Source organism: Streptomyces sp. NPDC055400 (genome assembly GCF_053644375.1).
In genome coordinates this window covers 587,308-600,413 of record NZ_JBSHLM010000004.1, presented here as the reverse complement: position 1 = coordinate 600,413, position 13,106 = coordinate 587,308, and the positions used below count along the sequence as shown (strand labels likewise).

Below are 13,106 nucleotides of genomic sequence, written 5' to 3'. Positions count from 1 at the left end.
GGTCCGCTGTAGCGTGGACGGTCAGGCGCTGCCCGGCTCGATGAGGCCCGACTCGTAGGCCACGATGACGAGTTGGGCCCTGTCGCGCGCGGCCAGCTTGCCCATGATGCGGCTCACGTGCGTCTTGACCGTGAGAGGGCTGAGGCCGAGGACGTCGGCGGCCTCCGTGTTGGTGAGGCCGCGCGCCACGAGGGTCAGGACCTGGCGCTCGCGGCCGGTGAGCGCGGCGAGGCCGGGCGGGACGGGGCCGGGTTCGGCCGGGGCGCGCAGGACGCGGGCGATCAGGCGGGCCGTGGGGCCGGGCGAGAGCAGGGACTCGCCGGCGGCGACGGTGCGGATGGCGTCGAGGAGTTCGGCGGGCTTGGTGTCCTTGACGAGGAATCCGGACGCGCCCGCCCGCAGCGCCTCGACGACGTGTTCGTCGGTGTCGTACGTCGTCAGCATCAGGACCTTGACGCCCGCGAGGTCCTCGTCGGCGGCGAGCAGGCGGGTCGCCTCGATGCCGTCGAGGTCGGGCATGCGGATGTCCATGACGATCAGGTCGGCGCGGCGGGTGCGGGCCTGTTCCACGGCCTCGCGGCCGGTGCCGGCCTGGCCGACGACCTCCATGTCCGGCGCGGACTCGACGAGCATCGCGAACGCGGCCCGTACGAGGGTCTGGTCGTCGGCGAGGAGTACGCGCACGGCCTGTGGCTCGGTCACGGGTGTCCCCCGGTCGGCAGGACCGCCGCGACTTCGAATCCGCCCTGGGCGCGCGGCCCGGCGTCGAGGGTGCCGCCGACGCTGCGGGCCCGCTCGCGCATGCCGAGCAGGCCGAAGCCCGGGGGCCGGTCGGGTTGGGGGCCGGGCGAGGGCGGGGGTGCGCCGTCGTCCGCGACGCGCAGGTGGAGGGCGTCGCCCCGGCTGCGGATGCCGACGCGGACGGTGAGTCCGGGGCCGCCGTGCCGGACGGCGTTCGTGAGGGCCTCCTGGACGATGCGGTAGGCCGCGGCGCCCACGGCGGGCGGTGCCTCCATGTTCTCGACGGACAGGTCGACGGTGGCTCCGGCGGTGCGGGCGGCCTCGGCGAGGTCGGGCAGCCCGTCGAGCCCGGGGAGCGGGCCGCGGCTGTCGTCGGGTCCTGCGCGCAGCACTTCGAGGGTGGCGCGCAGTTCGCCGCGTGCGGTGCGGCAGGTCTCGGCGATGTCGTCGAGCGCCTTGGCCACGGCGGCGCGGTCCAGGCGGTCCGGGTCGGCCTGGAGGACGTGGGCGGCCACCGACGTCTGGACGCCGACGAGGGTGATGCTGTGGGCGAGCAGGTCGTGCAGGTCGCGGGCGACACGCAGCCGCTCCTCCGCGACCCGGCGCCGCGCCTCCTCCTCGCGGGTCCGTTCGGCCCGCTCGGCGCGCTCCACGACCGACGCGACGTACTGGCGGTGGACGCGGACGATGACGCCGACCAGGAGGAACGCGACGATCCAGCCGGAGATCCGCAGCGCCTCCGTGCCCTCGGTCATGCCCTCGCCGAACTTGACGCCGAGCATGATGCCGAGGACGCCTGCGCCGAGGAACAGGGTGCGCAGGGGACGCCCTGTCGCGGCGATCGTGTAGAGGGCGGTCATGGAGACCACCATCGGCGCCGTGTGGTTGTAGTCGAGGGCGTGGTACGGGGCGACGCAGACGACGAGGCCCAGGAACGCCCGCAGCGGCGCCCGCCGCCGGAACACCGACGGGACGTGCGCGGCCAGGAGCAGGGCCCAGCCGAGCGCGTCGGGGTGACGGCCGTTGCCGCTCGTCGTCAGGGCGATCACGACGGAGGCGACCGCCACGACGGCGGCCAGGAGCGCGTCCTCGCGCAGGGTCCGGGCGGCGCTGACGTCGCGCCGGCCGAGGCCCGGGACCAGGATGTGTTTGACGTCCACCGGTACATCTTCCGTCAGGAGGGCGCGGAGGACGCCCCTGCGGGGAGAGAGGGGCGCCGTACGGTCCGCGGGGCGGTCAGGGTGCGGGCGCGAGGGTGCGCTCCGGTTCCTGGGCCGGTGGCTGCTGGGGCCGCGGCTTCCTGGACAGCGGCCCGGGCCACCACACCGTACGGCCGAGGGCCATGCTCGCCGACGTCACCAGGTACGTACGGACGAGGAACGTGTCCAGGAGCACGCCGACCGCGATGACGAAGCCCATCTCGACGAGTGACACCAGCGGCATGTTGGTGAGGACCGAGAACGTCGCGGCGAGGACGAGTCCGGCCGACGCGATCACCCCTCCCGTGGTGCGCAGCGCGGTCAGCGCGGCGGCTCCCGGTTCGGCGCCCGCGAGGGACTCCTCGCGCATGCGGTGCATCAGGAAGATGCCGTAGTCGACGCCGAGGGCGACGAGGAACACGAAGGTCAGCAGGCCGAGTCCGGGGTCGGTGCCCTGGAAGCCGAACAGCGGCCCGAAGACGAGTCCGGCGATGCCGAGCGAGGCGCCCCACACGGCGATGACCGCGGCGAGCAGGATCAGCGGCGCCACGAGGCTGCGCAGCAGCACGACGAGGATCAGCAGGACGGCGGCCAGGACGATCGGCACGACGACCTTGCGGTCACGGGAGTTGGTGTCCTTGAGGTCGAGCTGCTGGGCGCTCGGTCCGCCGACGTACGAGCCCTTGCCGTCGAGCCGGTCGCGCAGGGTCTCGATGGTGGTGGTCTCGCCCCTGGACTGGGGCGGGGCGGAGGCGGTGACGGAGATCTCCGTCCAGCCGTGTCCGCTGCGCACCTGCTCGGCGGCGGCGACCCCGGGCACGCCGCGCGAGGTGGCGAGCGTCTCGCCGGCGCGGCCCGTCGGGGTGATCACGCTGATGGGCTGGGTGCCGCGCTCGGGGTACGCGGCGGCCAGGGTCTGCATCGCGACGACGGAGTCCGGCTTGTCGGTGAAGGTGTCCTCCTGCTTGAGGCTGCCGGGCAGGCTGAACACGCCGAGCGCGAGCGCCCCGAGGAGCAGGGCGCCACAGGCGAGGACGGTCAGCGGCCTGCGCCCGGCCGAGCTGCCCATCGCCGCGAACAGGGACCTGCGGACCTTGGGCGTGGAGCCGTACGCAGGGACGAGCGGCCAGAACACGCGCCGTCCGAGCAGGACGAGGACGGCGGGCAGCAGCGTCAGCATGGCGAAGAGCGCGCACAGGACGCCCACGGCGCCGAGCGGTCCCATGCCGCGGCTGCTGTTGAGGTCGGCGGCGAGCAGGCAGAACAGGCCGACGGCGACGGTCCCCGACGAGGCGAGGACGGCGGGCCCGCAGCCGCGCAGGGCGGCCCGCATCGCGTCGTAGGGCCGCTCGGTGCGGCGCAGTTCCTCGCGGTAGCGGGAGACGAGGAGCAGCGCGTAGTCGGTGCCCGCGCCGAAGACGAGGATCGTCATCACGCCGGAGCTCTGACCGCTGACGGTGGTGCCGAACGCCTGGTGGAGCCCGTAGGCGACGCCCATCGACAGGAAGTCGGCGATGCCCGCGACGACGAGCGGCACGAGCCACAGGAACGGGCTGCGGTAGATGAGGATGAGCAGGATCGCGACGACGGCGACGGTCGTGTAGAGCAGGGGGCCGTCGAGCGAGCCGTAGACCTCGCTCGCGTCGGTGGCGAGCGCTCCTGCTCCGCCGGTGTCGACGCTCAGGCCGCCGGTGTCGTGGGCGATGTCGCGCACATCGTTGACGAAGGCGTCGCGGGCCTTCTCGTCGTGTCCCGGTGCGGTGCTGGCGACCGGGTACATGAGGGTGGCGCCGTCGCGGGACGGTACGCCCTTCGGGGCGGCGGTGAGGTCGAAGTCCCGGTCGATGCGGGCGACTTGGGCGGCGGCCGTGGTGCGGTCGGCCGCGGTGAGCCCGCCGTCGCGGTGGTAGACGAGGACGAGTTCGGTGCTCTCGCCGCCCGGCAGTCCGTCCTGGATCTTCGCCACCTGCGTGGAGTCGGCGCTCGCCGGCAGATAGTCGACGGCCCGGTCGTGCTGGACGTCGCTCAGCTTGCCGGCGAAGGGCCCGGCGATCGCGAGCACGGCGATCCACAGGCCGAGCAGCGTCCAGGGCACGGCTGCCCGGCGCCTCTTTGTCGGTACGCCCCCCATCGGCGGGCCTCCCTCAGGTCACGGTGTCCGGTGTCGCCGTCCGGTCGGACAGGACGTCTCCAGACTCCCGTCGGGGAGGCCTCGGTTCGTCGGGCGTGAGGGCGAGGTGCGGGGTACTGCCGGGGGTGCGGGCGGCGGCTCGTTACTCCCTGGGGAGTACGGGAGCGCCGTACGGCGTCACGACGGGGTGCGGGCGGCTTCCAGGAGCTGCGAGACCTCGTCGGTGCACATGGTGAGCGCGGCGCCCGCGGTGCTGAGTACGTCGCGTTCGGCGGGCGTGTAGGGCCCGTCGGCGAGCGCGATTCTGGCGCCCTGGAGGAGGATCGACTCGCGTCCGGCGGGGGCGAGGTGCGGGGCGAGCGGGTCGAGGGCCTCATGGAGTTCGATGGCGAGTCCGGCGCCGGGCCCGCAGTGTTCGGGGACGCGGCCCGCGTCGGTGAGCAACGCCTCGACGAGTGCGGCGAGTTGGACGTCCGTGCAGTCGTCGAACCCGGCGCCGCGCAGCGTCCCGACGGCCGTCTCCAGTGCCGTACGGGAGGAGACTCCGCCCGCGGAGAGGACCGCGAGGACGACGGTGTGGACGGCGTCGCGGAGCATCGCGGAGAAGCGGTGCGTGGTGGGGTGGTCGAGGACGTCGGCGGCGAACCGGTCCTCGCAGGCGGCGCATTCGACGACGGGGCCGGTGGAGCCGCGCGGGACGAGCGGGATGCCGAGGAGCACGAAGCGGCGACGGCCCGTGCGGCGGCGGTAGTTGCGGTCGCCGCCGCAGCCGGGACAGAAGAACTCGCCGTCGCCGACGGTGGTCCACGCGGTGCGGACGCCGATCAGGCCCGACAGGGGGCGGTCCCCGGCGCGTGCCACGGGAACACCGGGACCGTTACGACTGGTTCGTCCCCAATTCGGCAGCACGTCGCACACCTCCGTCGACCCCCAGGCCCCATCGCCTGGTTGGGCGTGATGTTAGCCACATTGTTGATACGGCGTCATCACCTTGTACGGGACCGTGGCCGGTATACGACGCGGCCCCGCCCGCCACGAGGGCGGACGGGGCCGGGGAACGTGCCGGTGACCTGGGTCAGCGTGCGGAGCGGTTGACCGCGGAGACCACGGCCTTCAGGGACGCGCGTGTCGTATTCGCGTCGATGCCGATGCCCCACAGGACCTTGTCGCCGATCGCGCACTCGATGTACGAGGCGGCCTGCGCGGAGGCGCCCTCGCTCATCGTGTGCTCCTGGTAGTCCAGCAGGCGGGCGTCGATACCGACGGCCTGCAGTGCGTCGAAGAACGCGGAGATCGGGCCGTTGCCCGTACCGGTCAGGACGGTGGCCTCACCGTCGACGTCGGCCGAGACGGTCAGCGTGTCGACGCCGTCCGTGTCGGTCGTGCTCTGCCCGGCCCTGACCTGGATGCGGCCCCAGGGGTTCTCGGCGTGGGGCAGGTACTCGTCCTGGAAGACCGACCAGATCTCCTTCGGCGTGACCTCGCCGCCCTCGGCGTCCGTCTTCGCCTGGATGATCTTCGAGAACTCGATCTGCATGCGGCGCGGCAGGTCCAGCTTGTGGTCGTTCTTCAGGACGTACGCGATACCGCCCTTGCCGGACTGCGAGTTGACGCGGATGACGGCCTCGTAGGAGCGGCCGACGTCCTTCGGGTCGATGGGCAGGTACGGGACCGCCCACTCGATGTCGTCGACGGACTTGCCCGCGGCCGCGGCCCGCGCGTCCATCGCCTCGAAGCCCTTCTTGATGGCGTCCTGGTGGGAGCCGGAGAAGGACGTGTAGACCAGGTCGCCCGCGTAGGGGTGGCGCGGGTGGACCTCCATCTGGTTGCAGTACTCGGCGGTGCGGCGGATCTCGTCGATGTCGGAGAAGTCGATCTGAGGGTCGACGCCCTGCGAGAACAGGTTCATGCCCAGTGTGACCAGGTCGACGTTGCCGGTGCGCTCGCCCTGGCCGAACAGGCAGCCCTCGATGCGGTCGGCGCCCGCCATCAGGGCCAGCTCGGCGGCGGCGACGGCCGTGCCGCGGTCGTTGTGCGGGTGCACGGACAGGCAGACGTACTCGCGGTTCGACAGGTTGCGGTGCATCCACTCGAAGCGGTCCGCGTGCGTGGACGGGGTCGAACGCTCCACCGTGGCGGGCAGGTTGAGGATGATCTCGCGGCCGGGGCCCGGCTTGTAGACCTCCATGACCGCCTCGCAGACCTCCAGGGCGAAGTCCAGCTCGGTGTCGGTGAAGATCTCCGGGCTGTACTGGTATCCGAAGGTCGTCTCCGGGCCGAGGATCTTCTCCGCGTAGTCCATGACGTGCTGCGTGCCGTCGACGGCGATCTGCTTGATCTGTTCCTTGGTGCCGCGGAAGACGATCTCGCGGAAGGTCGGCGCGGTCGCGTTGTACAGGTGCACCGTGGCGCGCTTGGCGCCCTTCAGGGACTCGACCGTGCGCTCGATGAGCTCCTCGCGCGCCTGCGTCAGCACGGAGATCGTCACGTCGTCCGGGATCGCGCCCTCTTCGATGATCGACCGTACGAACGCGAAGTCCGTCTCGCCGGAGGCGGGGAAGCCGACCTCGATCTCCTTGTAGCCCATGCGGACCAGGAGGTCGAACATCTCGCGCTTGCGCGCCGGGGACATCGGGTCGATCAGCGCCTGGTTGCCGTCGCGCAGGTCGGTGGAGAGCCAGCGGGGGGCGACGGTGACTCGCTTGCCGGGCCACGTGCGGTCGGGGATGTCGACCTGCTCGTACTGTCCGTACTTGTGGACCGGCATGGAAGTGGGGCGCTGGAAATTCGACATGTGCGGGGGCTCCTCGGGTGTGTCCGGAAGGACGGCCGACGGTCTGAGCGCAACACCGAACTCCGCGGGGAGGGGGTCGGCCTCGACTACAGGCCCTCGCCGCGGCAGCTAAGGAGAAGCAGCCCGTAACGCATGATGCGTCGCAGCCTAGCCCAGCCGTGCGAGGGACGCGGGTCTGTATCAGTATGCGGGATCGCCGTCAGGTAACGGGCAAGAGGTGACGAATACCTCTATTCCATTAATCCTGGCTGCAGGTAGTGACACTGAGGTCACGCAGTGCCACATTGCCGCCATGACCGCGAACCGCTCGGGCTTCGAGCCCGTCTTCTGCACCATCGTGCCGCCCCACATCCTCGACAAGGCTGCCCGCTCCGGCGACCCCGCCCTCTCCGCCCTGGCCCGCCGCACCCTGGAACGCGACGCCCTCGAGCGCACACGCCGCCGCCTGACCACCGTGATCGGCGCCCCCTCGGTGGCCGCGCCCATCGACGCCGTCGAGCACAAGCCGCACCGCACGCTCTACGACGCGGGCCACCGCACCGAGCTGCCGGGCACGAAGGTCCGCGGCGAGGGGGACGAGCCCGGCAAGGACGCGACCGTCAACCGCGCGTACGCGGGCCTCGGCGCCACCTTCGAGCTGTACCTGGAGAAGTACGCCCGCGACTCCGTCGACGGCAGCGGTCTGCCGCTGAAGGCGTCCGTGCACTTCGACAACGACTACAACAACGCGTTCTGGAACGGCGAGCAGATGGTGTTCGGCGACGGGGACGGCGAGATCTTCCTCGACTTCACCATCCCGGTCGACGTGATCGGCCACGAGCTGACGCACGGCGTCACCCAGTACACGGCGAACCTCACGTACTTCGGGCAGCCGGGCGCCCTGAACGAGTCCGTGTCGGACGTCTTCGGCTCCCTGATCAAGCAGTACTCGCTCGGCCAGGGCGCCGCCGACGCCGACTGGCTGATCGGCGCGGGCCTGCTCGCGCCGCGCGTCACCGGCAAGGCGCTGCGCTCCATGAAGGCGCCCGGCACGGCGTACGACGACGACGTGCTCGGCAAGGACCCGCAGCCCGCCGACATGGACCACTTCGTGCAGACCAGCAGCGACAACGGCGGTGTGCACATCAACTCCGGCATCCCGAACCACGCCTTCTATCTGCTGGCCGTGGCGCTCGGCGGCCACGCGTGGGAGCGGGCCGGGCAGATCTGGTACGACGTCCTGACCGGCGGGGAACTGGCGCAGGACGCGTCCTTCACGGACTTCGCGAAGCTGACGGTGAAGGCGGCGCGCACCCGCTACAAGGACGGCGAGGAGCTGGAGTCCGTCCAGAAGGCCTGGTCGCAGGTGGGCGTGCCCACGGAGTAGGGCCCGGCTCAGGCACAGGGCTCGGCGGCCGCCCGGCTGGGCAGCGGGCGGCCGCTGGAGTAGACAGGTGCCATGCGTATTCAGGTCATCCGTACCGGAGGGTTCGCCGGGATCGAGCGGCGGGCCGAGGTCGACACCTCGGGCCGTGCCGACGCCCACGAGTGGCACGCCCTCGCCGAGCAGGCGCTGGCCGGGGGCCGGGACACGCCGCCCGTGGGGGTGCCGGACGGGTTCAGCTACACGATCACGGTGGACGGGAAGACCGTGTACTGCGCGGATCCGCGGCTCACGGACGAGCAGCGGGGGCTGATCTCGCGGGTGCTGAAGGAAGGGGCTTAGCGGCCCTCAGGGTGTGTAACGACCTTTTCCTGCAAGGGCGTTGACTTCCCTTACCGCCGGTACGGATGATCGCGCGCATGGCAGCGAGCGAACCGGTACCTCAGTTCCCGCACGACTTCCTGTGGGGCGTGTCCACCTCGGCCCATCAGATCGAGGGCGCCGCCGACGTGCGCCTGCCCTCGGTGTGGGACGCGTTCACGGCAGAGCCGGGGCGGGTGAAGGACGGTTCGACGGCCGCCGTCGCCTGCGACCACTACCACCGCTACGGCGAGGACGTGGCGCTGATCGCCGGCCTCGGGGCGGGGGCGTACCGCTTCTCCGTCTCCTGGCCGCGGGTCCTGTCGCCGGGCGGCCTCGACTTCTACGACCGGCTCGTCGACGCGCTGTGCGCGACGGGCGTACAGCCCGTGCCGACGCTCTTCCACTGGGACACCCCGCTGTCCGTGGAGGAGGCGGGCGGCTGGCTGAAGCGGGACACGGCGTCGCTCTTCGCGGACTACGCGGCCGAGGTCGCGGACCGTATCGGCGACCGCGTACAGAAGTGGATCACGCTCAACGAGCCCGCCGAGCACACCCTCCTCGGCCACGCGCTCGGCCGGCACGCGCCCGGCAGGCAGCTCCTGTTCGACGCTCTGCCGGCGGCCCACCACCAGCTCCTCGCCCACGGCCTCGCCGTACGGGCGCTGCGCGCGGCCGGCGCCACGGACATCGGGATCGCGAACTCGCACGGCCCGACCTGGCCCGCCTCCGAGGACCCGGCCGACCGCGAGGCCGCGGACTTCTACGACGTGCTCCTCAACCGGCTCTTCGCCGATCCGCTGCTGCTCGGCGCCTACCCGGAGGGCATCGGGGACCTGATGCCGGGCGATGTGGACGCCGATCTGTCGGTGATCTCGGAGCCCGTGGACTGGTACGGGATCAACTTCTACCAGCCGACCAAGGTGGGCGCGCCGCTCGCGTCGGGGACGGCGACGGAGTTCTCCGGCCTCACCCTGCCGCCCGAACTCCCTTTCTCCCCGAGGGAGATCGAGGGATATCCCGTCACGGACTTCGGCTGGCCGGTGGTCCCCGAAGCGCTCACCGAGCTCCTCCTCTCCTTCCGCGACCGCTACGGCGACCGGCTCCCGCCCCTCGTCATCACCGAGAACGGCTGCAGTTACGACGGGGTGGACGACCAGGAGCGGATCGCGTACCTGGACGGGCATCTGCGGGCCCTGCACCGGGCCCTTGAGGCCGGTGTCGACGTGCGCGGCTACTTCGTGTGGTCGCTGATGGACAACTTCGAGTGGGCGGAGGGCTACGCGCGCCGCTTCGGCCTCGTCCACGTCGACTACGCGACCCTGGAGCGCACGCCCAAGGCGTCGTACCACTGGCTGCGGGACGTGCTGCGGGCGCAGCGCGCATGACGGTCGCCGCCACGGCGCTCGACGAGCCCGTCATGGGGGTCCCCCCGGTTTGAGCGAAGCCGAGAACTGGGAGAGGGTCGGGCGCGGCTGGACGGCCGCGCTGTCGCTGGCCAACGGGGCGATCTGGGTCGGCTGGTACGGGCCCCTGCAGGTCCTGCTCGCCCTCCAGGCCGAGGACTTCGCGCCCGGCACCGGCCTGTCCAAGGAGACGCTGCTCGCGTGGGTGACCGGGGTGGGCGCCGTGGTGTCGCTCGCCGCGAACCCGTTCTTCGGCGCGCTCTCGGACCGTACGGTGTCGCGGTTCGGGCGGCGTACGCCGTGGATCGTGGCGGGCGCGGCGGGCGGCGCGTGTGCGCTGCTCCTGCTGGCGGGCGCCGGGTCGGTGTGGACGATGGCGGCCGGCTGGTGCCTGGTGCAGCTGACGCTGAACGCGGCGTTCGCGGCGGTGACGGCGGCCGTGCCCGACCGGGTGCCGCGGCTCCAGCGGGGCGCGGTGGGCGGCTGGCTGGGGGCCGCGCAGATCCTGGGCGTGGTCGTGGGCACGGGGCTCGCGACGGTCGTGGGCGGGGTCGGCGCCGGGTACACGGCGTGCGCGGTGTTCGCCCTGGTGGGCGTCCTGCCGTACGTGCTGCGCCATCCGGACCTGCGGCTCGCCCCGGCGGACCGGCCGCCGTGGGCCTGGCGGACCTTCCTGGCCGGATTCTGGCTGAGCCCCCGCCGCCACCCCGACCTCGGCTGGGCCTGGCTGACCCGCTTCCTGATCAACCTCAGCAACGCGCTGGTCCTCCTGTACCTCCTCTACTACCTGCGCGACCGCCTGCACTACGGCGACCCCGACCAGGGCGTACTGATCCTGACCGCCGTCAACGGCGTGACCCTGCTGTGCACGGTCGTCGTGGCCGGGGTCGCCTCCGACCGGGTGGGGCGCCGCAAGCCCTTCGTGATCTGGTCGGGCGTCCTGATGGCGGTGGCGACGGCCGGGCTGTCCGGCTGGCAGACCTGGCCCGGCGCGATCGTCGCGGCGGCGGTCCTCGGCATCGGCTTCGGCGTCTTCACCTCGGTCGACTTCGCGCTGATGACGGACGTCCTACCCAAGGCCATGGACCGGGGCAAGGACCTGGGCCTCATCAACGTCGCCAACTCCCTGCCCCAGGTCGCCGCGCCCGCGCTCGCCGCGCCGATCGTGACGTACCTCGGCGGCTACCGCGTCCTGTACCTGGTGGCGGCGGTGATCGGGCTCGTGGGGGCGCTCCTGGTACGGCGGATCCGGTCGGTGGCCTGAGCGGTGGGCTCTCCCGCCGGGCGCTACAGCGCGCCGGCGTCCAGGGCCGTCCAGACGGACGGGAAGAACGGGCGGAAGCCCAGTTCGCGGCGGATGCGGGCCGTCGACATGACGCCGGCCCAGGGATCCGGGTCCACCTTGTCGTACGCCTCCGGCGGCACCGGCACGCCGTTGACCTGGTACACGTCGACCATCGTGACCGGGGCGTCGTCGGCGATGTTGTAGACGCCGTGCGCACCCGGCGCGTACAGCAGCCGTTGCAGACCCTGGGCGACATCCGCGTGGTGGCCCATGTGCAGGCGCTGCATGGCCGGCCAGTTCTGCGCGAACTGCGTCACGTCGGCCAGGTGCGAGTCCCCGTCGCCGTACACGAAGGGCAGCCGGGCGATGCGCAGGTCGTCGAGTCCGTCCATCGCCCGCAGCGCGCGCTCCGCCTCCCACTTCGACTCGGGGTAGGTGCCCCACAGGTGGCCGCCCGGCACCGTCTCGTCGTCCTCGACCAGCGGCCTGCCGCGCCCGGAGCCGTACACCAGACCCGTGCTGACCTGCACGAACCGCCGCACGCCCGAGGCCACGGAGGCCCGGCCCAGCTCGATGGCGGCGTCCCTGTTGACCGCCCGCGCCTCCTCGTCGGGCACTCCGCGGAAGGCCGCGGCGACGTTCACCACGGCGTCCGCCCCGGCCGTCGCCTTGCCCAGCACGTCCGCGTCCCGCAGGTCGCCGACCACCACGTCCGCGCCCAGTGCGGCGAACCGCTCGCCGCGTGCCGCGTCCCGCACGAGCACCCGCACCTGGTCGCCCGGCGCCGTGCTCTGCAGCAGTCGCGGCACGAACCGCTGTCCGACCTTGCCCGTCGCACCTGTCACCAGTGTCAGCATGGCCGCCTCCTCGTGTTTCGTAGCCATGCCTGAAGCCTGCGCGAGTGGCGGTCGCGGCGGGAGAGACGCGGTTATCCGGGGACTGGCGCTCCCTGGTTACGAGGACGGTTCCGAGCGATCCTGAAGAGGTGAACCGAGCCGAACTCGCCGACTTCCTGCGCCGCTCCCGGGCGCGCCTGGCGCCCTCCGACGTGGGCCTGACCGCGGGCGCGCGGCGCCGCACGCCGGGGCTGCGCCGCGAGGAGGTGGCGCAGCTCGCCGGGATGTCCACGGACTACTACACGCGCCTGGAGCAGCGCCGCGGCTCCCATCCGTCGCGGCAGATGCTGACCGCGCTGGCCCGCGCGCTGCGGCTCAACGACGCCGAGCGGGACCATCTGTTCCATCTGGCGGGCGAGGAGCCGCCCCGTCCCGGCCGTTCCTCCGGGCATGTGCGACCGGGGCTGCTGCTGATCCTGGACCGGCTGCACGATCTGCCGGCGTCGGTGATCAGCGACTGGGGCGAGATGCTCGCCCAGAACACGATGTCGGTGGCCCTGACCGGCGACCACACCGGCAGGAACGTGATCCGCGACTGGTTCATGAACCCGGAGACCCGGCCCATGTTCCCGCCCGAGAACCACGGGGCGCACGCCCGCGCCCACGTGGCGAGCCTGCGGGCGGTCGCCGCGGCCCGCCCCGACGATCCGGGCCCGGCCGCGCTCGTGGCCGAGCTGCGCGCCGGATCACGGGAGTTCGAGGAGCTGTGGCAGTCGCACGACGTCGTCGTGCGCCGCCCCTCACCGAAGCGCTTCCTGCACCCCGTGGTCGGCGCACTCGACCTCGACTGCGAGGTACTGCTCAGCGACGGCCACGACCAGCAACTCGTCGTGCACTCGGCCCGGCCGGGCACGGAGACGTACGAACGCCTGGAACTGCTGCGGGTCGTGGGCCTCCAGGACCTGACCCCGAGCTCGTACGAGGGCTAGCA

General features: G+C 72.2%; 11 protein-coding genes. 5 read left to right on the top strand and 6 right to left on the bottom strand.

The window, feature by feature from the left end; translation table 11 throughout:
* Positions 1 to 21 precede the first annotated feature (21 nt).
* The 5 genes from ACWIGU_RS13970 to leuA form a co-directional block, all read right to left on the bottom strand.
* Positions 22 to 702 carry a response regulator gene (locus ACWIGU_RS13970; RefSeq protein WP_454400498.1) on the bottom strand — a complete coding sequence of 227 codons (681 nt, stop codon included), beginning with the start codon at positions 700 to 702 and terminating at the stop codon, positions 22 to 24.
* Positions 699 to 1,901, bottom strand: a complete 1,203-nt coding sequence (locus ACWIGU_RS13965) for a sensor histidine kinase (RefSeq protein WP_454400496.1) — start codon at positions 1,899 to 1,901, stop codon at positions 699 to 701. Before ACWIGU_RS13965 ends, ACWIGU_RS13970 begins: the two co-directional genes overlap by 4 nt.
* Before the next feature lie 76 nt (positions 1,902 to 1,977).
* Entirely contained in the window at positions 1,978 to 4,071 is a 2,094-nt protein-coding gene (locus tag ACWIGU_RS13960) for an MMPL family transporter (RefSeq protein WP_454400494.1), read from the bottom strand.
* Between the two features lie 177 nt (positions 4,072 to 4,248).
* Positions 4,249 to 4,980, bottom strand: coding sequence for a TerB family tellurite resistance protein (locus tag ACWIGU_RS13955; RefSeq protein ID WP_454400492.1), 732 nt, complete (start codon positions 4,978 to 4,980; stop codon positions 4,249 to 4,251).
* Positions 4,981 to 5,146: 166 nt separating this feature from the next.
* Entirely contained in the window at positions 5,147 to 6,865 is a 1,719-nt protein-coding gene (gene leuA, locus ACWIGU_RS13950) for a 2-isopropylmalate synthase (protein WP_454400490.1), read from the bottom strand.
* 292 nt (positions 6,866 to 7,157) lie between these two features.
* On the opposite strand from leuA, the gene ACWIGU_RS13945 reads away from it, so the two are divergent.
* The 4 genes from ACWIGU_RS13945 (at position 7,158) to ACWIGU_RS13930 (ending at position 11,258) form a co-directional block, all read left to right on the top strand.
* Complete coding sequence (locus tag ACWIGU_RS13945) at positions 7,158 to 8,231, top strand: M4 family metallopeptidase (RefSeq protein ID WP_454400488.1); 1,074 nt, start codon at positions 7,158 to 7,160, stop codon at positions 8,229 to 8,231.
* 72 nt (positions 8,232 to 8,303) lie between these two features.
* A complete protein-coding gene (locus ACWIGU_RS13940) occupies positions 8,304 to 8,570 on the top strand; it encodes a protealysin inhibitor emfourin (RefSeq protein WP_356278538.1) in 267 nt (88 codons plus the stop codon).
* Between the two features lie 65 nt (positions 8,571 to 8,635).
* Positions 8,636 to 9,976: a GH1 family beta-glucosidase gene (locus ACWIGU_RS13935; protein WP_454400486.1), complete on the top strand. Its 1,341-nt coding sequence runs from the start codon at positions 8,636 to 8,638 to the stop codon at positions 9,974 to 9,976.
* A 49-nt stretch (positions 9,977 to 10,025) separates the two neighbouring features.
* Positions 10,026 to 11,258, top strand: a complete 1,233-nt coding sequence (locus ACWIGU_RS13930; protein ID WP_454400484.1) for an MFS transporter — start codon at positions 10,026 to 10,028, stop codon at positions 11,256 to 11,258.
* A gap of 23 nt (positions 11,259 to 11,281) precedes the next feature.
* Here ACWIGU_RS13930 and ACWIGU_RS13925 read toward each other — a convergent pair whose 3' ends face one another.
* A complete protein-coding gene (locus ACWIGU_RS13925; RefSeq protein WP_454400572.1) occupies positions 11,282 to 12,136 on the bottom strand; it encodes an NAD-dependent epimerase/dehydratase family protein in 855 nt (284 codons plus the stop codon).
* Positions 12,137 to 12,264: 128 nt separating this feature from the next.
* Here ACWIGU_RS13925 and ACWIGU_RS13920 point away from each other — a divergent pair, with 128 nt between their 5' ends.
* Positions 12,265 to 13,104 carry a helix-turn-helix transcriptional regulator gene (locus ACWIGU_RS13920; protein ID WP_454400482.1) on the top strand — a complete coding sequence of 280 codons (840 nt, stop codon included), beginning with the start codon at positions 12,265 to 12,267 and terminating at the stop codon, positions 13,102 to 13,104.
* Positions 13,105 to 13,106 lie beyond the last annotated feature (2 nt).

Bases quoted from the DNA above. Each gene is read 5' to 3' on its own strand.
- ACWIGU_RS13940 (WP_356278538.1), top strand. From the start codon at position 8,304: ATGCGTATTCAGGTCATCCGTACCGGAGGGTTCGCCGGGATCGAGCGG.
- leuA (WP_454400490.1), bottom strand. From the start codon at position 6,865: ATGTCGAATTTCCAGCGCCCCACTTCCATGCCGGTCCACAAGTACGGA.
- ACWIGU_RS13935 (WP_454400486.1), top strand. From the start codon at position 8,636: ATGATCGCGCGCATGGCAGCGAGCGAACCGGTACCTCAGTTCCCGCAC.
- ACWIGU_RS13945 (WP_454400488.1), top strand. From the start codon at position 7,158: ATGACCGCGAACCGCTCGGGCTTCGAGCCCGTCTTCTGCACCATCGTG.
- ACWIGU_RS13925 (WP_454400572.1), bottom strand. From the start codon at position 12,136: ATGCTGACACTGGTGACAGGTGCGACGGGCAAGGTCGGACAGCGGTTC.
- ACWIGU_RS13960 (WP_454400494.1), bottom strand. From the start codon at position 4,071: ATGGGGGGCGTACCGACAAAGAGGCGCCGGGCAGCCGTGCCCTGGACG.